Below are 23,038 nucleotides of genomic sequence, written 5' to 3'. Positions count from 1 at the left end.
AAAAATGAATAATTCTCAACATGTACGGGCGCTGAACGACATCACCGGCAAACAAGCGCTGGTCGTCGGCGGCGGCCGGGGCATCGGCGCCGCCGTGGTGGAGGCGCTGGCCGAACTGGGTGCCGACGTGGTCGTCGTCGACACGAATCGGCTGCCCTCGGCCTTCAACCAGTACGAATCGACCCGGGTCGGCGGCTTCGTGGACGCCCAGAAGCTTACGGCTCGGCTGACCGAGGCCGGGCTGAGCGTCCGCGCCGTGGAGACCGACGCCACCGACGAAGCGGCGGTCCGCAGGCTGTACGCGGACCTGATGCGGGACGTAGGTCGGCTCGACGTGGTGGTCAACGCGTTCGGCGTGACGCATGTCAGCCCGGTCGAGCAGATGGAGCTGGCCGAGTTCCAGCAGGTCATCTCGGGCAATCTCGACGGAGTGTTCCTGTCGTCGAAGTATGCCCTGCCTCTGCTACGGGCTGCCGGCGGCGGGGCGATCGTGAACTTCTCCTCGGTCTCCGGCCGCGCGGGATTCGGCAAGGTTGCCCATTACTGCGCCGCCAAGTTCGGGGTCATCGGCTTCACCGCCTCCCTCGCCCTGGAGGTCGCCAAGGACCACATCCGCGTGAACGCGGTGTGCCCGGGGATCATCCGCACCAATATGTGGCGCTATCTGCTGTCGGAATTCACCCGGCCCGGCGAGACCGAGGACGAGTGCTGGGAGCGCATGCGACAGATGGTGCCGCAGCGCCAAACCCAGACCCCCCAGGACATTGCGCAGGCGGTGGTCTTCCTGGCCTGCGCTACCAAAATCACCGGCCAGGCGATCAGCGTGGACGGGGGGATGACGGCGCCGTGAGCACCTCCCCCCTGCCCCCTGACGCCACGGGCGGACCGCTCGACACCGCCACGGAGGACTACGGCGACGGCTGGTCCTGGTCGCGCGCGCCGGCCCGCTGGTCACGGGCGGGCGGATCCCTGACCGTCGTGGCCCCCGGTCGGAGCGACCTGTACGCGATGCCCGGCCATTACGACATCGACCGGTTGCCGCTGCTGCAGCGGCCGGTGGACGGCGACTTCACCGCCTGGAGTCGAATCACGGTCGACGGCAGCGCATTCGGCGACGCCGGCGGTATCGCCCTGCACGGCGACGACGGCTGGCTGAAGGTTTGTGTGGAACGGCCCCGGACCGGCGGCTGGGCCGTGGTGACGGTGCTGTCGCGGCCGGAGTCCGACGAAGCCATGGGACCGGCCCTGGACCAGCCCGCGGCGGACGTGATGGTCACCCGCGAAGGCCGCAGGGTCGCCGTCCTCTTCCGGCAACACCGTCACGAGGACTGGCGCTTCGTGCGGACCTACCTCGCCCGGACCACGCGGCAGGTGCGGCTCGGCATCTTCGTCCAGGCTCCGTTCTCCGACGCCGCCTCGGCGCAGTTCGAGCCCATGCGGCTCCGTTCGACCGCCTGGCGGGATCACCGATGAGACCCCCCTTGCCGCTTCGGTGGTCCGGGCTCGCCCTACAGCTTCTGCTGTCGGTGCTGCTGGGCGTCGTCACGGGAGCCCTGGGGGCCGCGCTGCCGCTGCTCAGAGACGTCTATGACATGCCCGCGGCGAGCGGGACCGAGCTGGTCGTGCTGTACAACGTCGGCGCGCTGGCCTCGATCGCGCTCTGCGGGCCGGGCCGGAGGCAGGTGCTTTCACGGCGGGCCGTGACGGTGGTGCTGGCCGCCTTCGTCAGCGGATGTGTGGGGATGGCGTACGCGCCCACGTGGCCGACGCTGAACGTGTGCGCCGCCGTGTGCGGAGCCGGTTACGGCGGTCTGATCCTGCACCAGAACACCCTCTTTGGCCGGTACCCCGGACGCACCGGAATCGTGCTGCTCAACGTGCTGCACGCGAGTTTCGGTGCGGGCGCGGTGCTGGGGCCCGTGCTGGTGGGCGAACGGCACCAGGTCTCGGGCCTGCTGCTGGCCACCGCCGTGCTGGCCGCCGCGCTCCTTCCCTGGGCGGGCGCCGACGGCTCCGCCCCCGGGACGGCGGAAGCCCTCGGCGCGCCGGAGACGGCCGCCGCACCCGTCGTGGTCGTGGATCGGGCCCCCCGGCGATTCCTGGCGATCCTCGGCCTGGCCGCCCTGGCCTACGCCGGCATCGAGAGCTCGATCGGCGCACTGGAATCCACGCATCTGCACGCCATCGGCCACTCCTCGGCAGACGCGGCACGGCTGAGCGGCCTGTTCTGGGCCGGGCTGGTGGTGGGTCGCCTGGTGCTGCCGTTCACCGCAGCTCGCCTCGCCTCGCCCCGGATGATCCTGCTCTGCCTGTCGGCCGGGGCCGCGGGTCTGGTCACCGCCGCCAGCGGATGGGCGGCCGGGGCCTACGCGGTGACCGGCATCGCCCTCGGCCCGGTCTTCTCCACGCTGTTGGCCTGGGCGAACGCCACCTTGCTCGTGCCGCGGCGGGTGAGCGCCGTGCTGCTGCTGGCCAACCTGTGCGGCAGCAGCCTGCTGCCGTACCTCATCGGCCTGGTCGCCGATCCCCGGCGCCCGGCCCTGATCCCCTTGTCGATCGTCGCACTGACGCTGCTCGCCGGCCTGGCGGTCGCAGTCGCAGCCCGGCTCGCCCGGACGGCGGCGGACGTCCGGCCGGACCCCGTCCCCTCGGCGCCGCCGGTCAAGGCGGTCGGCCGATGACGAAGGAAGGAGTTCACCACATGACCTCGCCCCAACCCATTTCGGATTTGTTCTGGGCGCATTGGAAGACCAAGACCATGCTCAGCGCCATCGCTCTGGGGGTGTTCACCGAGCTGGCCAAGGAGCCGTTGTCCGCCGCCGAAGCCGCCAACCGGCTGCGCATCACCCCCGCGGCGGTGACCGACTTCCTGGACGCTCTCGTGGCCCTCGGCCTGCTCGACCGTGCCGACGGCCGGTACACCAACGTGCCCGAGTCCGCGGAATATCTGGACGCGAACAAGCCGGCCACCTATCTCGGCGACAGCTACCTGGCCCAATGCTCCGGATGGGCAGACGACCTGACCAATGTGCTGCGCACCGGGGAAGCGCTGCGCGGGGCACGCGACGGCCAGGACTTCTACCAGGCCGTCTACGACTCCGCCGAATCCACTCGTGCTTTTCAGCGGGACATGACAGCGCTGAGCATGGGGTCGGCGCTGGCGATCGCCGAGCGCTTCCCCTGGCAGCAGTATCGCACCCTGGCTGACATCGGCTGCGCCGAAGGCGCGCTCGCTGGCCAGGTGCTGCGGCAGCATCCCCACCTGACCGCGATCGGATTCGACCTGCCGCAGGCCCGACCCGGCTTCGAGGCGTACACCCGCAATCTCGGCCTCGCCGACCGGATGGCCTTCCAGCCGGGTGATTTCTTCCGCGACCCGCTTCCTTCCGCCGACGTCCTGGTGCTCGGCCACGTCCTGCACAACTGGGGCCGCGAGGAAAAACTTCAGCTGCTGCGCAAGGCTCACCAGGCGCTGCCCCAGGGGGGCGCGCTCCTCATTTACGAAACCCTGATCGACGACGATCGGCGCCGCAATGCGTTGGGCCTCATCCTCAGCCTGATGATGCACGCCGAGGTGCCCGGCGGATACGATTACACCGGCGCAGAATGCCGAGCCTGGCTCGCCGAGGCTGGATTTTGCAAGGTGCGCGTCGAAGAGCTCGACGGTCCCGAATCCATGATCGTAGCCATCAAGTGAGCCGGCAGGGAGGTGCTCGCGTGATCAACGGCCGTGACGCACACACCGATGTGGTGATGTTCTGGAACCTGCACGAGGCGGGAATCGACCGCCTGTACGGCGACAACCGTCGCTGGCACCTGCAGCGCGACCTCATCTCCGCGCTACGTCCCCGGGTCCTGATGACGACCGAAGGCTGGGCTTGGCATTTCGGTGAGGAGGCGTATTTCAAGGATGCCAAGGCCGCTCTCGGCATGGACGGCGCCCTGTTCACCGCGAAGACCGGCTGCAACATGGCCATCTTCTGGGAGCCCGGCGCCCGAGTCGTCGCGGTGGAGCCGAGCCGGCCGGACCTTTCGGCCTGGCACGGTCACGGCAGTGTCACCCTGCACCTACCCGGCTGGTCCCACCCCCTGCGCTTCGCGGTGGCTCACCTGGATCCCTTCAGCCCCGTGAACCGATTGATCGAATCCGACCGGCTGCGCCAGTTCGCCGCCCCGGACACGACCACGGTTTTGGCAATGGATGCCAACACCGTTCCGCCCGGCGACCTCGAACCGGACTGGACCGCCCTACCGCGGCACCGCCGCGCCGACCACCTGATGCCGGGAGACAAACACGCCGACCGCGCTCCGCTGCAGCGGCTCCTCGGGGACCCCGACGATCCGCTGTTCATTGATGCCGGCGCCCACACCGGCGACCGCAGACCGACCTACGGATTGCATCCGCCCGGAGATGCGGCGCGCCGCAGCGACGTCTTCCTGCTCTCGCCCTCGCTTGTGGGGTCGCTGGAATCCTACCAGCCGGTCGACGACGCGCGACTGGCTCCCTCCGGCGGCACACCGGCCGCGTCCGACCACGTGCCCATCACACTTCGGCTGCGCCGACGATGACGACCGAGAAAGACCGAGAAACACCCATGGCTGACACCGACACGACCGGCGACACCCCGCGTGAAACGCTCCGGGAAGAAATCGACGCGTTCAAGGCGCGGATGGCCTCCGGTCTGCCGTACGACGCGTACGACCCGGTGCTGCGCCCGTATCGGAGGCGCTGCATGGAACTGCTCGACGAGTTCAACGATACGCGATTATCCGATTTCGCGGCCCGCGAGAACATCCTCGGCAATCTGGTGGACGAGCTCGGGCCGGGAGGCTGGGTGATGCCACGGTTCATCTGCGAATTCGGCTTCTTCATCCGGATCGGCGCCGGAACGAAAATCAACTTTGACGTGCTCCTGCTCGACTGCGCCCCCATCACGGTGGGCTCCCACGTCATGATCGCTCCCAGGTGCCAGCTGCTCACGGGTGGTCACAGCCTGGATCCCGAGCTGCGGCGTGCCGGCAGGGAAGAAGCCCGCCCCATCACCATCGAGGACGGCGTGTGGCTCGGCGCCGGCGTCATCGTCCTGCCCGGCGTGACCATCGGTCGCGACACAGTCGTGGGCGCGGGAAGCGTGGTGACCAAGAACCTGCCGCCCGGCGTGGTCGCGGTGGGCAACCCCGCCCGCGTCATTCGCCACCTGTCCCCCTCGGACGAAAGGAGCGTGACCACGTGAATGCACGGAGGCCCGCCGCTGTGACCGGCCCGGTCAAAGCCGTGATCTTCGATCACGACGGGATCCTGGTCAACACCGTCGCAGCCGACTTCCTCGCGTGCTCCGCGCTCTTCGCCGAGCACGGCGCCGCCCTCCCGGCGACGTTATGGGCTCGCGAAGTCTGCGGCAACGCCGACGGCTACTCCCGGCTGTTCGACATTCTGTTGACCTCCACCGGCCACGGACAGACCACAGAACGGCTGCGCGAACGGCTCACCGAGCTGTGGGACAAGCATTTCGTCCCCGAACACGTCTGCTTGATGCCCGGCGTGCGGGAGCTTTTGGCCCGGCTGCGGGACGCCGGAACGGCCCTGGCGGTGGCGTCGTCGTCGGACGCGGACTGGGTGCGCAGGTGGCTGCGGTACTACGACATCGAGCGCTTCTTCGACGCGGTGGTCACCGGAGACCAGGTCCGGCGCAGGAAGCCCGACCCCGCGGTGCATCTCGTAGCAGCCGCCGCGCTCGGCGTGGCTCCCCGCCACTGCGTGGTCGTCGAGGACTCGCTGACCGGCGTCGCAGCCGCACGAGCGGCCGGCATGCGGGTGATCGCCGTACCCACCGAACTGACCAGGATGTGCGACTACTCGGCCGCCGACCAGGTGCTGCAGGACCTGACGGACCTGGACCCTGCGCGGTTGTTCCTCGCCCCCTCGGGTATATGTCGTCAGGTCGAGGATTCGTACCAATGTGCTGAGAATTTCGACGAACTCTGGTCCCAGGACCCTAGCGGAACCCGACGAACGACGGTAGCATCGCGCCCAGGGAGGAGCCCTCGCATGACCGACCGCGACAAGTACAACATCAACCTCGACGTGAAGTTCCAGCACCTCGATCGCATCGACGTTCCCGCCGTCGTCGCCGCGTGCACCGAGAAATGGCAGAACCGGACGCTCACGCAGGTCAATGGCAGCGTGGTGCGGCTCGGGGTGATCGAGGGCGATTTCCATTGGCACAAGCACGACGAGGACGACGAGTTCTTTTTCGTCCTCGAAGGCAAGCTGCTCATCGACCTGGAGGATAGGACGATCGAGCTCGGGCCGCAGCAAGGCGTGACCATCACGAAGGGGGTGATGCATCGGCCGAGGGCGCCGGGAAGGACCGTCATGCTGATGGTCGAGACGACGGCCATTCAGCCCACGGGCGATCCGTGAGGGATCCGCGGCGCGGGGCCGCGCGTACGTGGGGCGTGATGGGACGTCTTCTGCTTCCTGCTCTCGTCCTCGTCCTCGTCCTCGGCTGCGGCGCCGCGCCCAAGGCCCCCGTCGCTCCGCGCGGGCTCGTGCGCGAGGGGACGCCGGACGCGGTGAACCTCGCGCTCGCGCGCTCGAAGGAGAAGAAGCAAGTCTTCACGTGGCAGTCGTTCTCGCCGGAGACCTTCGCGCGCGCTCGCGCCGAGCGGAAATTCATTCTGCTCGACGGCGCCGCCTCGTGGTGCCACTGGTGCCACGTGATGGACGAGACGACGTACCTCGACGAACGCGTGGGCCGCCTCCTCCACGAGAAATTCGTCGCCATTCGCGTGGACATCGACGAGCGCCCGGACATCGGCGAACGGTATGCCGACTGGGGCTGGCCGGCGACGATCCTGCTCTCGCCCGACGCCGAGGAGATCGGCAAATATCGCGGATATCTCCCGCCGGACGAGCTCTTGCCCATCCTCGAAGCGATCGCCCAGGCGGACGCGGAGCGTGGGGAGAAGGCGCCGGATCCGGCGCGGATCGTCCCCCCGCCCGAGGCGCTTCCGTGGATCGCCGCGCGTGTCTCGATCGACATGGACCGCTATTTCGACCGAGAACAGGGGAGCTGGGGCGATTTTCAGAAATCTCCGCTCGGCGCGAACGTGCTGTTCGAGCTCAGGCGCGCGGCGCACGGGGACGCGCTCGCGCTCCGGCGCGCCGTGTTCACGCTGGAAAAACAGCGCGCGATCCTCGATCCGGTCTGGGGCGGCATTTACCAGTATTCCGCGGGCTCGACCTGGGTCGAGCCTCATTACGAGAAATTGATGCCGTACCAGGCGGCAAACCTCGAAGCGTACGCCGCCGCGCACAAGGCCACGGGCCGCAAGGATCTGCTGGAGGACGCCCGCGGGATCGCGCGGTACCTCTCGACCTTCCTGTCGAATGCCGAGGGCGGTTTTCTCGTGAGCCAGGACGCGGACGTGGGCGCGCACGAGGAGGGAAAACCGTTCATCGACGGGGACGTGTATTATCGTCTCGACGACGCCGGGCGGCGCAAGCTCGGGGTTCCGCGCGTCGACGATCACGTGTATGCCTACGAGAATGGGCTCGCCATCGCGGCGATGTGCACCCTGTTCGAGGCGTCGGGCGACAAGGACGCCCTTGCACGGGCAACGCGGGCCGCGGCCCTGGTGATGGCAAGCCACGTGGGGCAAAGCGGCGCGATCGAGCACGACGCAAAGCAGCGTTCGCCCGTCCATTACCTGGCGGACGCCGCCGGGTTTGGCCGGGCGCTCGTGCGGCTCTTCGAGGTCACGCAAAACGCAACGTATCGCGACACGGCGCTCCGGATTGCGGAGACCATGGAGAAGACGCTGCTCGACGAGGCGACGGGGGCGTATTTCGCGCACACGAACGACCCTTCCGCGGTGGGCGTGTTCGCGCGACGCGAGCGGCCGTTCGTGAGCAACGCGCAGGCCGCGCGGTTCCTCGCGGGGCTCGGACGGATCACGGGAGATCAAGCGTTTTTCACGCGCGCCAAGCGGACGCTCGTGGCCATCGGGAGCCCGCGAGGCGTGGCGGAGCAAGGCCGAATGGTCGGGGAGTTCTTGCTCGCGCTCGACGAGGCGGGCGTTTTTCCTTGGCCGGGTGCGCGCTAAAGCAAACGCGGGGCTTCCTGGGCACCATGATCCCAACGAGGCAGCGCCCCTCGTGGGTCTTGCAGGGGCACGCCGCCTCGTGGAACACTGCGTCGCCGCTTCGTGCAGGAGGACGCGTGAAACCCTCGATACCATCTCTACCGATCGTGCTGATGCTCGGCGCCCTTGGCTGCGCGAGCGCTCCCCCGCCGCCGGTGGCCACTTCCGCGCCGCCCGTGACCACGACGGCGCAGGAACAAAAGACCGCCGAGCCGCCCTCCGAACCGCCGCCTCCGCCCCCTGCGCCCACGCCGAAGGTCTTCGGGTATCGGGATTTCCTCTCCATTGCAGGCGTGCGCGCCAGGGCCACGCTCGACGACGTCGAGGCGGCCTGGGGCAAGGGGGAACGGAAGAGCGACAAGATCCGATACAAGGACGGGCCCACGGTGTCGGTCATGCCCTCCGGAGGGCTGATGATCGATATCCACCTGGGCGCGGCGGACTGGGTGAAGGAGCACGCGGACGGGCCGCTGTCCATCTGGGGTAAAACCTGCGAGGAGGCCGCCGCGGCGCTCGATTTCACAGATTCGGTGGGCGCGTACACGACCTGCAAGCATTACGAGAAGGACCTGTTCCTCGACGTGACCTTGATGTGCAGCTCGGGTCGCGTGAGCACGATCGCCGTCGTGTGGTATCCGTTTTCCCCGGCAGACGCGGTCAACCCGCTGCCGCCGGATCATTGTCGCTGAGCCCTTGAACAAGAAAGACGCATTCGATCTCCTCGCCGATGGTTCGATTGCGGCGGACGAACGCCTCGCACGGGTGATCGACGCGGGGGGTATTCCTGCATCCGTGCTCCTGCGGTTTGCCTGCGATTGTGCCGCCCGGGCCCTGGACGGGGAGCGAGAAGCGCGGCGCGAGCCCGAGACGTCGAGCTACGAGGCGATCCGACGGGTCCGGCAATGGATCGAAGGGCAATGGCCCTGGAAGCCGGCGCCGGATGAGGACAAACCTTCCCCGGGTGGGCTCTTCGGGAACATTGCATTGGCCGACGCCATGCTGAAGCGGAATCTGTCCCCGGCGCGCGTCCTCGCAGACGTCGGCGCGGAGGCGCGCCGGGCCGTCGAGGCGTGGGAAGCTCGCGCGCCAAGAGCCGCGGCCGAGGCGGCGGCAATCGTCGTGGAGGCGGCCTCCGAGATGGCCGCGGCCGAGGCCGACGCGGAGCACGAATGGAAGGCCGAAGAAATGTGGACCGACGTCGAGCTCGATGCCGCGATGCAAGCGGCCGCTCTACGGGGACCGGCCGCGTGGGCCGCGAAATCGGAGCTGGATGCCGGCGCCATTGCGGCCCGGCTGGTTCAGCGACGACAGGCAGCGGCGAGCCGCGCCGCCATCGAGGTGTCTCGCCTCGCCGCGAGCCGCGCGGCCGAGGACGCTGCGGCCTCGATACCCGACGAAACGGCGCCCGGCGGGTTCACGTCGTGGCTTCGGTCCCTGTGGACACCCCGGACTCCGCCCCCCGACTCCGCGGCGACCCGCGCCCGCGCCGAGCAGGCGCGCAGCGAGGAACATGCCTGGCAAATCGCGCACCTCGGCGCATTGCTGGAGCAGGACGATCCGGAATCGTAAAATCGGCTCAGGGAACGAGCAGGAGCTTTCCGACGACCTTGCCGGCGCGGGACCGTACGTGCGCCTCCTCGGCCTGCGCGAGCGGGAACTTCGCCTCGATGATGGCCTCGATCTCGCCCTTCGCGAGCGCGGCGACGAGCGGTTCGAGGGCGGCGCGCGTGGGTTTGCCGAGGAGCGTCTTCGTCCGCCGCGAGAGCAAGAGGGAAGGATAATCGGCGGGCCGAACGACCACGAGCCCGAGCAAACCCGTCGCTGTCAAGAGCTTCCGGCACGCGGACGACGGGTACACCGCCGAGCCCATGGCATTGAGCACGAGATCGAAGGGGCCGAGGCGAGCAGCGGACTCGAACGGGTCGCCTGCATTGTAATCGATGGCCGTGGCGCCGAGCCGCGTGACGAGCGGTACGTTCCGCGCCGAGCACACGGCCGCCACGGTCGCGCCATACGAGCGAGCGAGCTGCAAAGCAAAAAGCCCGACGCCCCCCGAGCCTCCGAGCACGAGCACGCGCGCGCCGGGCTTCGAGGGGATCCCGGCCTCCTCGAGCCAGCGCCACGCCGTCACACCGGCGACCGGGAGGCACGCGGCGTCGTCGAACGAAACCGATACCGGCAGCTCGGCGCATTGGTCGGCGCGGACGATGACCTCGTCGGCATAACTCCCGCGCTGGTTGCGAGAAAAATCGGTGCCGCCGACGACGCGGTCGCCGAGCTTCGGCTTCTCGACGGCGCTCCCGACCTCGACGACCTCGCCGGCGAAATCGATACCGACGACGAGCGGCCCGGACGGACCGATGATTCGCTGGGCCGTACCGAGCGGCCCCCCTTCGCGCATTTTCCAGTCGACGGGGTTGACGCCGATGGCCCGGACGCGGACGCGCAGTTCGTCCGGGCGGAGCGGGCGCGAGGGGAGCTCGACGGAGCGCAAAGGTTCGCGGGACGAACGGGACGTCGCGACGATCATCGCGTCAATCCTTGCTCGTGCCGAGGGACCCGCTCGCGCGCCCCGAGGCGTCGATCGAATAACAGAAGGTGCTCTTCGAGGAGGAGAACGGCAGGCGGGTGACGCTGCCGCTGCAGGTCGAGGCGCCCTTCTTCCCCTCGAAACTCCAGTCGAACGGCCCCGACGGCGAGACCTCGATGTCGGTATAACCCTCCTCCGCGAGCGAGGCGCGCACGCTCGAAAAACCCATGCCCCAGTAGAGCGGGAGGATCAAGATCACGCCGCCGACGATGAGCAGCTTCTTCCTGCGCTGGCGCGCCGCCGCTTGCTCGAGCGCGGCAATGTCTGGATCATTCTGGAGCGAGGAGTCCATGGCCTCGCGTACCACACCGCCCTCGCGTGCGTTAGTCAAGAGGATTTCGACAAATCATTTCACTCGGGCTCGGCGCTGCGGGTCGGGCGGGGCAACGCGGCGGCTCGGCGCACGGCGCTGCCGTCGTCGGTGAGCCTTCGAATCGCGAACGACAGGCCGTCGCGCAGCGTCGCCAGCGTGCGCACGCGCGACAGGTCGAGGCCGAGGGAAACCATCGTCTGCGCGACGTTCGGACGAATCCCGGTGATGATTCCTTCCGCCCCGAGGAGGCGAACCGCGGTGATGATATTCAACATATGGCCGGCGGTGGCCGTGTCGACGACATCGACGCCCGTCAAATCGAGGATGGCGAAGCGGGCCTGCGTGCGCGAGACCTCGGCGAGCAAGTCGTCCGTGACCCGCGCGGCGCGCCGGCTGTCGACGACGCCCACCATCGGGAGCGTGAGGACGTGGTCCCAGACCTGGATGATCGGGGTCTCCAGGTTGAAGATGACCTCCTGCTGCCGTTGAATGACGGCGAGCTTCGCCTCGAGCTCCGCTTTGGCCTGATGCGCCTCGGTGACATTCAGGCTCAAGCCGAGAACACCCGAGGCCTCCTTGTCGTCCTCGCCGAACGGAATGACCCAGTTGTCCCAAAAGGTACTGTTCGTCTGCGTGCGTTCGTACGCCGCGTTGCCCAGGAGGGCGCGCTGCACGAGGCGATCGCCCGGAGAAATCTCGAAGACGTTTTTCCCTACGAGCGAGCCCCGTTCGAATCCGGCGGCTGGGCAGCCATGGCCGTCGTGGAACGTGAAATCCCCTTTCTTGTCGGTCACCCAGACGACCACGTCGAGGTGGTCGAGGAGGCTCTGGAGGATCCGCGCCATACGGAGCCTCTCCTTTTCGGCGGTGAGCCGCTCCTCCTCGGCGCGCAGTCTTTGCTCGCGCTCGGCCTCGTAGCGCCTTCGCTCCCCGAGATCGCGGCAGACGGCGACGGCGCCGCAGATCTCGCCGTCCGCGTCGCGGATCTCGCGCGCCGAGCATTCGACGTACCTGCCCGTCGGCAGTTGCTCGCTCCGCACGAAGAGCTCGACGGCGTCGACGCTCTCGCCCTGCAACGCCCGGACGAGCGGCATTTCGGGCGCCGGGAAGGGCGTCGAGCCATCCGGATGAAAGATGCCGTATCGCGCCGACCACTCCGTGGGCGTGGCCTCGCTCCGCTCCCCGAATATCGCCGTCGCGGCGGCGTTGAAATGAAGAAGGCGGCCCACGCTGTCGCAGATCACCACGCCGTCGGCCAGACTGTGAATGGCTGCGCGGAGAAGCCTCGTCTCGCCGTCCTGGTCGGACGGACTCTCGTTGTGGTGGTGTCCATTCGTATGTCCATTCGTATGGCCATTCGTATGGCCATTCGTCGTGGCGGGCGCCTGCTCGGCGAGACGTGCTTCGAGCTCGGCGACCCGCGCGCGTAGCTCCGCGCACTCCTGTTCGTAGGCAATATACGACACGCTGTCCTCCCCCCTTGGTCCCACACGAACGAGGGCACGAGACCAATTGTCGTTCACGTTATCGGTGAACCTGTGGCGGTGTCAACGGAGTGACGCCGTCGAAGACGTGCGCACGAATGCACGCGTGTCGCCTGCAAGTCGGGATTTGCCTGATTGAGGGATACTCGTGGGTACGGGGGGATTCGTGCGTGGCCGTGACTCAACCGGGTCGGGCGCTGCGGGCCGTCCGCGCTCCAGCCCCGAACGTGGCGCCGGAGGCCCCGTTGAGCTCTCGAATGGCGAGGGAGAGGCCGTCGCGCAAGGTCGCCAGCGTGCGCACGCGCGACAGATCGAGGCCGAGGGAGATCATGGTCTGGGCGATGTTCGGGCGAATCCCCGTGATGATCCCTTCCGCCCCGAGGAGGCGAACGGCGGCGATGATATTGAGGATGTGGCCAGCCGTGGCCGTATCGACCACGTCGACGCCCGTCAAATCGAGGATCGCGAAGCGCGCCTGCGTGCGCGAGACCTCCGCGAGGACGTTGTCCGTGACGCGCGCGGCGCGCTGGCTGTCGACGACGCCCACCATCGGCAGCGTGAGGACGCGGTCCCAGACCTGGATGATCGGGGTCTCCAGGTTGAAGATGACCTCCTGCTGCCGCTGAATGAGGGCGAGCTTCGCTTCGAGCTCCAGCTTGGCGTGATAGGCCTCGGTGACGTTCAGGCTCAGCCCGATGACGCCCGAAGGCTTCCCGTCGTCGGTCGTCGGAATGGCCCAATGCTCCCAGGCGATCCCGTGGGCCTCGTTGCGGTCGTGCCCAGGGACCCCCGCCGACAATGCGCGGTGGATGAGCATGTCCTCGGGGTAGACGTCGTGCGCATTCTTGCCGAGGAGCCAGCCCCGGGTGAGGCCGGCCGCCTCGGCGCCGCGGCCGTCGTGGAACGTGAAGGTACCTTTCTCGTCGGTCGCCCAGACGATGATGTCGAGGTGATCGAGCAGGCTCCTCAGGATCCGCGCCATGCGGACCCGCTCGTTCTCGGCGGCGAGCCGCTCCTTCTCGGCGCGGAGCCGCCGCTCGCGCTCGGCCTCGTACCGCCTGCGCTCGCCGAGGTCGCGGCACACGACCACGGCGCCGCAGATGGATCCCTCGGCGTCGCGAATGCAACGCGCGGAGCATTCGATGTACATGCAGGCCGGCAGGCCCTCCCTTCGCACGACGAGCTCGATGCCGTCGACGTTCTCGCCCCGAAGGGCGCGGTGGGACGGCAGATCGTTCGCCGCGATGCGCGTCACGCCATCCGGATGAAAGAGGCCGTATCGCGTCGACAGCTCCTCGGAGGTGACCTCTCTCGATAGCTCACCGAAGATGCCCGTCGCGGCCGCGTTGAAGTGGATGGTGCGGCCCTCGCGGTTGCAGATCACCACGGCGTCGGCGAGGCTATGCAGCGCCGCCCGGAGGAGCCGCGTCTCGGCCTCGTGATCGGCGGGGATCACCTCGCGATGGTGGCCATTCGTCACGACGGGCGATCGAGCAGCGAGTCGCGCCTCCAGCTCGGCGACCCGCGCGCGGAGCGCCGCGCACTCGTTTTCCATCGGAAGATACACGATGTCCTCCCCCTCGCGTCCACGCAGATGGAGTGGAATCCGATCAATCTACGAACACGTCGCTACCTCGTCAACGGATTGACGCGTCGGAGACGTGCCTGCCGGCGCCGCGCAACGGCTCTGCGCGAGCGATGGCTCTGCGCACGATTTCGACTCCGCGCCAAAGGATCGTGCCCGAATGGCAACACCTGCCGCCCGCCGTCGCGCTCGGCTCGTATGCGCTGGCGCGGAGCGCTCAGGACGAACGGTCGACCCGGCCCGCCACGCGCTATCGCGGCGCGCGCGCGCCCACGGTCGGGCAGGCGCCGTGGCTCCTCGGCCGCTCGGGATCCGCCGACCGACTTCGGCGCAGCAACGTTTTTCATCTCACATCACGACCCCACCTTCGGGTGTGAATCGTCACGTTCGGCATCGATGGACTTGGACGCGGGCGACGGTTTCAGGCATGAGCACGCCATGTCCGTACCGGTTCTGCCGAAACGCGCGCGTGTCGTCGTCGTCGGTGGCGGGGTCATTGGCTGCTCCGTCGCCTACCATCTGGCTCACATGGGCTGGAAGGACGTGGTCCTGCTCGAACGGGACCGCCTCACCTCCGGCACGACCTGGCATGCCGCCGGGCTCATCGTCACGTTCGGCTCGACGTCGGAGACGTCGACCGAGATGCGCAAGTACACGCGCGACCTCTACACCCGCCTCGAAGCGGAGACGGGCCTCGGCACCGGGTTCAAGCCCGTCGGGTTCATCGAGGTCGCGGCGGATCCGGACCGGCTCGAGGAGTACCGGCGCGTCTCGGCGTTCAACCGCCACTGCGGCGTCGACGTGCACGAGATCTCGCCCTCGCAGGTGAAGGAGCTCTTCCCGCTCGCGCGGACCGACGACATCCTGGCCGGCTTCTATGTGAAGGAGGACGGCCAGGCGAACCCGGTCGACATCACGATGGCGCTCGCGAAGGGCGCGAAGATGCAAGGCGCGACGATCCTCGAAAACGTGCCCTGCACCGGCGTGCTCACGAAGCGCGGCGCCGTCGCCGGGGTGCAGACGCCGTTCGGCGACATCGAGGCCGAGTACGTGGTGAACTGCGCGGGCATGTGGGCGCGGCAGCTCGGCGCGAAATCGGGGATCAACATCCCGCTGCAATCGGCCGAGCATTATTACCTGATCACGGCCAAGATCCCCGACCTGCCGAAATCGATGCCGGTGCTCGAGGATCCGGGCTCGTACGGGTATTACCGCGAAGAGGTCGGCGGCATGATGGTGGGCCTCTTCGAGCCCCTCTGCGCGCCGTGGAAGATCGAGGGCGTGCCGGATGATTTTTCCTTCGGCGAGATCACCCCGGACTGGGATCGGATGGGTCCCTATGTCGAGAAGGCGATGCGGCGCGTGCCCGTCACGCTGGAGGTAGGCGTCCGCAAGTTTTTCTGCGGGCCCGAGAGCTTCACGCCGGACCTCGCGCCGGTCGTCGGCGAGGCGCCGGAAATCAAGAATTACTTCGTCGCCGCGGGCCTGAACTCGATCGGCATTCTCACGGGCGGCGGGCTCGGGCGCGTGCTCGCGCACTGGATCATCAACGGCCGGCCCGACGTGGACGTCACGGGAATGAACATCGACCGGCTGCACACGTACCAGGCGAACCCCGAATACCGCCGCACGCGCACCGTCGAGTCGCTCGGGATGGTCTATCAATGCCATTACCCGACGCGCTCGATGCAGACGGCGCGCGGCGCGAAGACCTCGGCCATTCACGAGAGGCTCGCGGCCCAGGGCGCCTATTTCAAGGACGTGAGCGGCTGGGAAGGCGCGGACTGGTATGCGCCGCCCGGCGTCCCGCCGAAGGTGGAGCGCCTCTCCTGGGGCCGGCAGAACTGGTTCCCGTATTGGGAAGCGGAGCACCGCGCCTGCCGCGAGGGCGTGATCCTCATGGACATGTCGTTCATGGCGAAATTCCTGGTGCAGGGCCGGGACGCGGGCAAGCTGCTCGATTACATCTCCGCGAACAGCGTCGACGGCGCGCCGGGCGTCATCACGTACACGCAATGGCTGAACGCGGGCGGCACGATCGAGGCGGACCTCACGGTCACGAAGCTCGACGACGAGCGATACTGGGTCGTCGCCTCGGACACGGCGCACCGCCACGTGCTCACGTGGATGCGACGGCATGCGTCGCCGGACATGCACGCATTCGTGACGGACGTGACGTCCGGGTATGCGCAGATCAACATCCAGGGCCCGCGGTCGCGCGAGCTCATGCAGCTCGTGACGTCCCAGGACTTGTCGAACGAGGCGTTCCCGTTCCGCGCCGCGCGGGAGATCGACATCGGGTTCGCCCGCGCGCTCTGCGTGCGTATCACGTACCTGGGCGAGCTCGGCTACGAGCTCTACATTCCCACGGAGCAGGCCACGCACGTCTACGATCGCCTCGTCGAGGCGGGAAAGCGCGTCGACCTCAAGCACGCCGGGCTCAAGGCGCTGGCGAGCCTCCGCATGGAGAAGGGCTACCGCGATTACGGGCACGACATCGACAACACCGATTCGGTGCTCGAGGCGGGGCTCGGCTTCGCGGTCGACCTGAAGAAGCCGAACTTCCTCGGGCGGGAAGCGGTGCTCGCGAAGAAAGCCGCGGGGCCGCTCAAGCGCCGGATCGTGCAGGTGCTCGTGAAGGATCCGGAGGCCTTGATGTTCCACGCGGAGGTCGTGCGTCGCAATGGAAAGCCCATCGGCTACGTGCGCGCGGCTTCGTACGGGCACACCGTGGGCGGCGCCGTCGGCCTCGTCATGGTGGAAGCGGGCGAGCCCGTCGACACGAAGTACCTCGAAAACGCCACGTGGGAGGTCGACATCGCCGGCAAGCTCTATCCGGCCGTCGCCTCGCTCAAGCCGCTCTATGATCCCGAAGCGAAGCGCGTGAAGGCGTGAGTCCGGGTTCATCCCGCCCTCGACCCAAGAAGGTGTGAGCGGGACAAGCATTCTGGTTGACGGCGGTGCGCCGTTTGTCTCTCCTACGGCGCCATGGCCACGATCGAAACGCTCGCAGAGGGCGTCAGCACCGTCGACGAAATCCTCGCCGAGACCATCCTGGAGCCGGATCCCGAGCGCGAAGACTGGGCCCGCGCGCGCCCGCGCGTCACGTTCGTCCGCGATACGCTCGAACGAGACGTGCTCTCGCAGCTCGACGATGCGCTCTTCGCCGCCGACGCCGAGCTCGCGCCGCGCATCAAGGGCCGCGTGGCCGTCCTGCTCGGCGAGGTCGCGGGCCTCAGCGCCGCGAGCGGCGATCTCGACGGGGCGCGGCGGCTGCTCGGAAAGGCCCTGAGGCTCGCGCAGGCGCCCGAGGTGCGGGCCGAGTACGAGGCGGCCGCCGAGGAGCTCCCGGTCTTCGCTCGGCTCACGCATGCGCGATGGCTCCAGCGGGCCGGCCATTTCAAGCGGGCCGATCGCGCCCTCGCGCAAGCTCGCCGCGCGGTGAAGAGCCGCGCGCTCCGCGACGCCCTCCGCGAGGCGGAGAAGGCCCCACGCCCGCTCGAACGCGCGCCGACGCTCTTCACCCTCAACGGCATCGGCTTCCGGCTCTACGGCGCGCGCGACCGCTGGCCCGACGGCTCGTACGTCGCGACGTACTGCTTCTGCGTGCTGTTCGTTCCGATCGTTCCCGTCGCGGCCTACCGCGTCCGCGACGTGGACTCGACGACCTACCAGTTCCTCGCGAAGGAGCCGCTCGGCCCGATCGCCAAGGTTTGGCGCGGGCTCGCCCTGCTCGGGACGCTCGGCGCCGTGGCCTCGGTGGGCGTATCGAGTTACCTCGACTCCCCCGCGCGCAAAGCGTCCATCGCGCTCGCGGAGGCGCGCGAGGCCGAGGCGAAGGGGGATTACGAGGGCGCGCTCTCGCACTATCGTCTCGTGCTCGGGACCTATCCCCGCGAGGTCGACAAGGACGAGGTCGCCGCATCCATCGTGCGCCTCGTGACCGCGGAAGGCGTGCGCGAGCCGGCGACCGTGGCGTCGCTCGAAGCGATCGGCCGCGTGATGAACGCCTTCAACGAGCTGCCGATCGGCACGCGGTACGGCAAGGCGGGCGTCCTGCTCGCCGAGCGGCTCTCCGCGTTCGCCGATCAGATCGGCGAGGATACGCCCGAAAAAGCGGCCGCGTCGCTCACCGTGCTCGACATGGCCGCGAGCGCCGTCGAAGGTCGCGCGGAGGCGACGGCCATCATCACGCGGCGCGCGCGCCTCCGGAAACACCTCGCCGACGGAATGGCGGAGAGCCGACCGATCGGCGCGCTACGCCATTACGTGGCGCTCGGCGACGTGGCCTCGATCGAGGCGGCGAAGAAGACCCTCGACAGCTTCGGGCCGGCGCCTTCGCTCTGGATCGAGGCCGAAACCGAGGCGATGGCGTGGGCGAGGCAGGCCTCGAAGCACGGCCAGGCGGACGCCGCGGCCGACGTGGAGAAGCGCCTCGAAGAAGCGCGGAAGAAGCTCGCGGAGGATCGGGCGATCCTCGAAGCGAACGACGAAGTGGCGCTCGTGGTGGCGATCGCGCAGCGACGGGGGCACCAGGAGCTCGCCATCGGGATGGCCGCGGGGCAGCGGAGCCGCGGCGACACGAAGGCCGCATTGAAATTGCTCGGCGGGCTCGGTCCGCCCGGCCGGCTCACGGCGCTGGCGCAGCAGGCGCTCGCCGATACACACGCCGAGGCGGGGAACCTCGACGAGGCCGACGCGATCCTCACGGCCCTCGTGAAGGAGCGCCTGCCCGATTTCCAGGAGGTGCAGCGCGCGTTCCGCGCGGCGAGCCTGACGATCGAGAAGCGCATCGACGACGAGCTCCGCACGGGCAAGGTGCCGGGGGATCTCCTGGCCAAACTCCAGGGCGCGACGGAGGCAGAGGAGCGAGAGCTCATCCAGGGCTACATCGCCGAGCAGTTCCGGAGCGATCCCGCGCTCGCGTCCCTGCAGGCCGCGCTCTTGCGGCACGAGGCGGTGATCCCCGCGTCGATCTCGCTCGGCATGATCAAGCTCCGGCGGGCCGCGACGACGACGGGCGACACGCAGCGGGCGCTGCTCGAAGAGGCGGAGCGCGCATTCCTCGCGCTGCGCGGCGAGGCCGCGGGGGATCCGCTGTATCACCTCGGGCTCGGACAGGTGTATCACCGGCTCGGGCGGGCCGCGGACGGCGACGCGGAGTTCGAAGGGGTCCTCCAGAAAAAGGATCCTGCGCTGTCCCTCGGCGTGGCGAACGCCTACCGCGAGCTCGGCCTGGAGCCCAAAGCGCGGCAGGTGGTGGAGGCCGTGTACAACGACACCAGCGTGGAGCAGGACAAACGCTACGGCGCGGCCATCCTCCGCGCGAACATCTCGACGAGCCTCGAGGACCGGGAGAAGTGGCTGGGCCTCGCCGATCCGAGCTCACCTTACATCAAGGTGCAGCTTCTTCAGGTGAAGGGAGCGCGCGCGATCGCGGAGGGCAACCTCGCGGAGGCGGACAAGGCGTTCGCCGCGGAAGCGGCGTTTCACGAGAAGGACGCCACGCGCACCGCCACCGCCGCGAACAATGCCGCCGTGGCGCACAGCGGGCGTTACGAGGCGACGGGCGACGTCGCCCACTTGCGCGCGGCGATCAAAGGCTTCGAGGTCGCGATGCGGCTCGAAGGCGACAGCGCGATCGTGATCGGCAACCTGGCGGACGCGCTCGAGTACCAGTCGGTCGTGACCGTGCTCGAGCGGTGGGTCGACATGAAAGCCTTGCGGCTCGATCGGAACGACGCGTCGAGGCTCGCGTGGGCGATGGCCGACGGTCCGCTGCGCGGGGACCTTCTCGCGGCGCTGGAGAAGGACCCGAACCAGCGGCGCGCACTGGAGCTGTCGCGAAGGGAGCAGATCCTGGCGCCACAGAAGGAGTCGGCGTACCGGCGCGAATCCACGTGGCTCGGCCTGCGCGCGGATGGGAAAGGGCTCGCGGAGCTCTTGGCGCGGCTGCAGACGATGCCGCCGATCGACCGGCAAAACACCGCGGCGGATGCGGCGGTATGGCTCACGGGGCAGCAGGACGCGGAGCTCGACCGCTCGTCGAAGGCCGAGGCGGAGACCTGGCGGAGGCGCATTCCGGAGCTCACGAAGTCGCGCAAGGCGGAGGCGGCGGCGGCCGCGTGGTTCACGCTCGCGGAGCTCTTGCGGACGCGGATGTACGTCGACGACTCCGCGGAGAACCTCGACGAGATGGCGAAGGCCTATCGGCGCGCGCACGAACTCTGGCCCGAGGGCATCCCGGCGTGGACCCTCGCGAACGGCCTCTCCGCCGCGGCGTTTGGCCGGGCAAAGGCCATCTCGCCGGCCCTCGCGAAGGCGTGGCAGGCCGAGGGTCGGCGGCTCTCGAGCTTGCGGCTCGCCTACCGCGCGAGCCTCGGGCCGGACGGGGCCGAGGTGCTCGCGGCGCTGCGCAAGCAGCCGGAGCTCGCCGAGGCGGTAGCCCTGCTGCGGGGCAAGCTCGACGGACGGCCGGTCCTCACGGACTGGATCCTCGCGCGCCTCGCGGGCGACGCCGAGCTCGAAAAGGAAGCCGAGAAGGTGTTCGACCGAGAGGAAGTGCGCCACGCGGTGGAGATCGAGTCGCGCATCCAGCCCGGGCAACCCGAGGAGCAGCTCGATCTCGACTTGATGCGGTCGCGAGGAAAGACGCCCTAGCTCCCCGCTACTTGACAGTACAGTCCAGAACGGCTAGAAGGTTCCGTGCGAGCATGGCGCGCCCGAAGGAGTTCGACCGCGACGAGGTGGTGAAGCGCGCCATGGCCGTCTTCTGGGAGAAGGGGTACGAGGCGACCTCGACGGAGGATCTCTTGCGCGCGATGGGCATCGGGCGCCAGAGCATGTACGACACCTTCGGCGACAAACGTCGGCTCTACCTCGAAGCGCTGCAGCGGTATCAAGCGGAGAGCGGCGCGCAGCTCATCGAGCGCCTCCAGGCCGGGGAATCACCCGTCCGGGCGATCGAGGAGGTCTTGATGGCCGTCGCCGCCGAGACGCCCGCCGAGCGAGCGCGGGGCTGCATGTACGTGAGCTCCATCGTGGAGCTCGCGCAAAAGGATCCGGAGGTCGCGTCGCTCGCGAAGTCCGGGACGATCCTCTGCGAGACCGCGTTCGAACGGATCGTGCGGGAAGCCAAGCGCAAGGGCGAGGTCGATCGGTGCGTCGACGAGCGGAAAGTCGCGCGCTTCCTGCTCGCCACGGTGCAAGGCCTGCGGGTCATGGCGAAAGCGGGAGCCACGCCCGAGGCCCTCCGCGACATCGCCGCCGTCGCGCTCACCTCCCTGAAATCTCGCTAGTTCCATGCGCGGGTGCGAGGGCGCCCGCGTTCGTTCGCTTCATTCTGGACTGATCCATCAACAACCAAGGAGTCCGTGATGTCTCTCGATCGATACTTTTTGCTCGGCCGCTCGGGGCTTCGTGTCAGCCGCCTGGCCCTCGGGACCATGACGTTCGGCACCGACGGGGCCTGGGGCGCGTGGGGTTCGTCCGAAGAAACCGCCCGCGCCGTCTTCGACCGCTACCTCGACGCGGGCGGCAACTTCCTCGACACCGCGGACCTCTACACGCGAGGGACCAGCGAGACCATGCTCGGCAAGTTCATCGCCGAGCGCGGCGCGCGCGATCGCGTCGTTTTGACCACCAAGTACACCTACGGCCTCGAACCGGGAAACCCGAACGCCGGCGGCAACGGCCGCAAGAACATGATGCGCGCGGTGGAGGCGTCACTCCGGCGGCTCGGGACCGATTACATCGATCTTTACCTCCTGCACACGTGGGATCGCCTCACGCCCGCCGAGGAGGTGGTGCGCACGTTCGACGACCTCGTGCGCGCGGGCAAGATTCGTTATGCCGGTCTGTCCGACGTGCCCGCCTGGTATGCCGCGCGCGCGCAGACGTTCGCCGAGGCGCACGCGCTCGCGCCGATCGTCAACCTGCAGCTCCAGTATTCGCTCGTGGAGCGCCACATCGAGCACGAATTCACGCCGCTCGCGCAGACGCTCGGCATGGGCATCACCGCGTGGAGCCCGCTCGGCGGGGGCCTGCTCTCGGGCAAATACCGGCCGAGCGAGGGCCGCGGCGAGGGCGAGGGGCGGCTCACGAAGGGCGACGCCGGCACCCAGCTCGGGCTGTTCACGGAGCGCAACTGGGGCGTCGTGGCGGCCGTGGAAACGGCGTCGAAGGAGCTCGGGCGCAGCATGGCGCAGGTGGCGTTGAACTGGACGGCGACGCAGCCGGGCGTCGGTTCGGTGATCCTCGGCGCGACCAAGCTCGCGCAGCTCGAGGACAACCTCGCCGCGCTCGATTTCGAGATTCCGGCCGAGCTGCGCCGGGCGCTCGATCAGGCGAGCACGCTCCCGCCGCCGTTCCCCTACAAGATGTTCGGCGATGCCTACCAGACGATGCTGCACGGCGGGGCGTCGGTGAGCGACAAACCGGTGGGGTATACACGGCCATGAGTGCCTGAAGGAATACGGTGCCGGCGCAAAGGGCCCGGAGCGTCGGACGTTCAGGGGCCGCGGCGCTCGGGGTCCTGCCTCGTTTCCTGGTGCATCGCGTTCACTTGCCGCACGACGGCCCTGGCGACCGGGAGCGTGCCCGCGGCCTGGAACTTCATCATCCGACCCGTGTTCGCGAACAGGAGCACGGCGATGCCGCCGAGGGCGACGAGCCCTCCGGCGACCATCAGCACGATGCCGAGGAGGTACAGAAAGGCCGCGAAGCCGAGCGTCATGAGCCCCTGAGCCTCGGCTTTTACGTGGAACAAGGAGTGCCCGAACAGGGCCATGAGCGCGAAGCTCGCGAAGGTGATCCCTCCGATGAGGGCCACCGTGAATCCCATGAAGAGAGCGAACTTGCCCTTGCGGGTGAGATCGCGGCGCTTCTGCTCGTACTGCGGGTCGATCTCTTCGTGCATC

General features: G+C 68.5%; 19 protein-coding genes. 14 read left to right on the top strand and 5 right to left on the bottom strand.

What is annotated here, in order from left to right; all coding sequences use genetic code 11:
- Positions 1-4 precede the first annotated feature (4 nt).
- The 10 genes from QHF83_RS04590 (at position 5) to QHF83_RS04545 (ending at position 9,717) form a co-directional block, all read left to right on the top strand.
- Positions 5-850 carry an SDR family NAD(P)-dependent oxidoreductase gene (locus QHF83_RS04590; RefSeq protein WP_282416534.1) on the top strand — a complete coding sequence of 282 codons (846 nt, stop codon included), beginning with the start codon at positions 5-7 and terminating at the stop codon, positions 848-850.
- Entirely contained in the window at positions 847-1,473 is a 627-nt protein-coding gene (locus QHF83_RS04585; RefSeq protein WP_282416533.1) for a DUF1349 domain-containing protein, read from the top strand. The genes QHF83_RS04590 and QHF83_RS04585 overlap by 4 nt, the downstream gene beginning before the upstream one ends.
- Before the next feature lie 8 nt (positions 1,474-1,481).
- The gene (locus QHF83_RS04580) at positions 1,482-2,681 is read left to right on the top strand and encodes a hypothetical protein (protein WP_282416532.1); all 1,200 of its coding nucleotides are present in this window, start codon (positions 1,482-1,484) and stop codon (positions 2,679-2,681) included.
- Between the two features lie 20 nt (positions 2,682-2,701).
- A complete protein-coding gene (locus QHF83_RS04575) occupies positions 2,702-3,697 on the top strand; it encodes a methyltransferase (RefSeq protein ID WP_282416531.1) in 996 nt (331 codons plus the stop codon).
- Positions 3,698-3,717: 20 nt separating this feature from the next.
- On the top strand, positions 3,718-4,569 hold the full coding sequence (locus QHF83_RS04570) for a hypothetical protein (RefSeq protein WP_282416530.1): 852 nt from the start codon (positions 3,718-3,720) through the stop codon (positions 4,567-4,569).
- A 26-nt stretch (positions 4,570-4,595) separates the two neighbouring features.
- Positions 4,596-5,234 carry a sugar O-acetyltransferase gene (locus QHF83_RS04565; RefSeq protein WP_282416529.1) on the top strand — a complete coding sequence of 213 codons (639 nt, stop codon included), beginning with the start codon at positions 4,596-4,598 and terminating at the stop codon, positions 5,232-5,234.
- 20 nt (positions 5,235-5,254) lie between these two features.
- Complete coding sequence (locus QHF83_RS04560; protein ID WP_282416528.1) at positions 5,255-6,424, top strand: HAD-IA family hydrolase; 1,170 nt, start codon at positions 5,255-5,257, stop codon at positions 6,422-6,424.
- Between the two features lie 38 nt (positions 6,425-6,462).
- Positions 6,463-8,109 (top strand): DUF255 domain-containing protein, encoded by a 1,647-nt coding sequence (locus QHF83_RS04555; protein ID WP_282416527.1) that lies wholly within the window; start codon positions 6,463-6,465, stop codon positions 8,107-8,109.
- A 116-nt stretch (positions 8,110-8,225) separates the two neighbouring features.
- Complete coding sequence (locus QHF83_RS04550; protein ID WP_282416526.1) at positions 8,226-8,837, top strand: hypothetical protein; 612 nt, start codon at positions 8,226-8,228, stop codon at positions 8,835-8,837.
- A gap of 4 nt (positions 8,838-8,841) precedes the next feature.
- Positions 8,842-9,717, top strand: coding sequence for a hypothetical protein (locus tag QHF83_RS04545; protein WP_282416525.1), 876 nt, complete (start codon positions 8,842-8,844; stop codon positions 9,715-9,717).
- 7 nt (positions 9,718-9,724) lie between these two features.
- Here the strand turns inward: QHF83_RS04545 and QHF83_RS04540 are convergent, their stop codons facing one another.
- From QHF83_RS04540 to QHF83_RS04525, 4 genes are all read right to left on the bottom strand, one after another.
- Positions 9,725-10,678, bottom strand: a complete 954-nt coding sequence (locus QHF83_RS04540; RefSeq protein WP_282416524.1) for an NAD(P)-dependent alcohol dehydrogenase — start codon at positions 10,676-10,678, stop codon at positions 9,725-9,727.
- A gap of 4 nt (positions 10,679-10,682) precedes the next feature.
- Entirely contained in the window at positions 10,683-11,030 is a 348-nt protein-coding gene (locus tag QHF83_RS04535; protein ID WP_282416523.1) for a hypothetical protein, read from the bottom strand.
- 59 nt (positions 11,031-11,089) lie between these two features.
- Positions 11,090-12,517 (bottom strand): PAS domain-containing protein, encoded by a 1,428-nt coding sequence (locus QHF83_RS04530; RefSeq protein ID WP_282416522.1) that lies wholly within the window; start codon positions 12,515-12,517, stop codon positions 11,090-11,092.
- Positions 12,518-12,716: 199 nt separating this feature from the next.
- Complete coding sequence (locus QHF83_RS04525; RefSeq protein ID WP_282416521.1) at positions 12,717-14,102, bottom strand: PAS domain-containing protein; 1,386 nt, start codon at positions 14,100-14,102, stop codon at positions 12,717-12,719.
- A gap of 456 nt (positions 14,103-14,558) precedes the next feature.
- On the opposite strand from QHF83_RS04525, the gene QHF83_RS04520 reads away from it, so the two are divergent.
- The 4 genes from QHF83_RS04520 (at position 14,559) to QHF83_RS04505 (ending at position 22,579) form a co-directional block, all read left to right on the top strand.
- Complete coding sequence (locus QHF83_RS04520) at positions 14,559-17,015, top strand: FAD-dependent oxidoreductase (protein WP_282416520.1); 2,457 nt, start codon at positions 14,559-14,561, stop codon at positions 17,013-17,015.
- A gap of 93 nt (positions 17,016-17,108) precedes the next feature.
- Positions 17,109-20,780, top strand: coding sequence for a hypothetical protein (locus tag QHF83_RS04515; RefSeq protein ID WP_282416519.1), 3,672 nt, complete (start codon positions 17,109-17,111; stop codon positions 20,778-20,780).
- A 53-nt stretch (positions 20,781-20,833) separates the two neighbouring features.
- Positions 20,834-21,418, top strand: a complete 585-nt coding sequence (locus tag QHF83_RS04510; RefSeq protein WP_282416518.1) for a TetR/AcrR family transcriptional regulator — start codon at positions 20,834-20,836, stop codon at positions 21,416-21,418.
- A 78-nt stretch (positions 21,419-21,496) separates the two neighbouring features.
- A complete protein-coding gene (locus QHF83_RS04505; RefSeq protein WP_282416517.1) occupies positions 21,497-22,579 on the top strand; it encodes an aldo/keto reductase in 1,083 nt (360 codons plus the stop codon).
- Between the two features lie 50 nt (positions 22,580-22,629).
- Here QHF83_RS04505 and QHF83_RS04500 read toward each other — a convergent pair whose 3' ends face one another.
- Positions 22,630-23,037 carry a hypothetical protein gene (locus tag QHF83_RS04500; RefSeq protein ID WP_282416516.1) on the bottom strand — a complete coding sequence of 136 codons (408 nt, stop codon included), beginning with the start codon at positions 23,035-23,037 and terminating at the stop codon, positions 22,630-22,632.
- Between the last annotated feature and the right edge of the window lies 1 nt (position 23,038).

The sequence above is a fragment of the Polyangium sp. 15x6 genome (genome assembly GCF_029960785.1).
In the GTDB taxonomy this organism is placed as follows: domain Bacteria; phylum Myxococcota_A; class Polyangia; order Polyangiales; family Polyangiaceae; genus Polyangium.
This window is presented reverse-complemented; position numbering and strand designations above follow the sequence as displayed.

Bases quoted from the DNA above. Each gene is read 5' to 3' on its own strand.
- QHF83_RS04590 (WP_282416534.1), top strand. From the start codon at position 5: ATGAATAATTCTCAACATGTACGGGCGCTGAACGACATCACCGGCAAA.
- QHF83_RS04575 (WP_282416531.1), top strand. From the start codon at position 2,702: ATGACCTCGCCCCAACCCATTTCGGATTTGTTCTGGGCGCATTGGAAG.
- QHF83_RS04565 (WP_282416529.1), top strand. From the start codon at position 4,596: ATGGCTGACACCGACACGACCGGCGACACCCCGCGTGAAACGCTCCGG.
- QHF83_RS04555 (WP_282416527.1), top strand. From the start codon at position 6,463: ATGGGACGTCTTCTGCTTCCTGCTCTCGTCCTCGTCCTCGTCCTCGGC.
- QHF83_RS04540 (WP_282416524.1), bottom strand. From the start codon at position 10,678: ATGATCGTCGCGACGTCCCGTTCGTCCCGCGAACCTTTGCGCTCCGTC.
- QHF83_RS04535 (WP_282416523.1), bottom strand. From the start codon at position 11,030: ATGGACTCCTCGCTCCAGAATGATCCAGACATTGCCGCGCTCGAGCAA.
- QHF83_RS04520 (WP_282416520.1), top strand. From the start codon at position 14,559: ATGTCCGTACCGGTTCTGCCGAAACGCGCGCGTGTCGTCGTCGTCGGT.
- QHF83_RS04515 (WP_282416519.1), top strand. From the start codon at position 17,109: ATGGCCACGATCGAAACGCTCGCAGAGGGCGTCAGCACCGTCGACGAA.
- QHF83_RS04510 (WP_282416518.1), top strand. From the start codon at position 20,834: ATGGCGCGCCCGAAGGAGTTCGACCGCGACGAGGTGGTGAAGCGCGCC.
- QHF83_RS04505 (WP_282416517.1), top strand. From the start codon at position 21,497: ATGTCTCTCGATCGATACTTTTTGCTCGGCCGCTCGGGGCTTCGTGTC.
- QHF83_RS04500 (WP_282416516.1), bottom strand. From the start codon at position 23,037: ATGCACGAAGAGATCGACCCGCAGTACGAGCAGAAGCGCCGCGATCTC.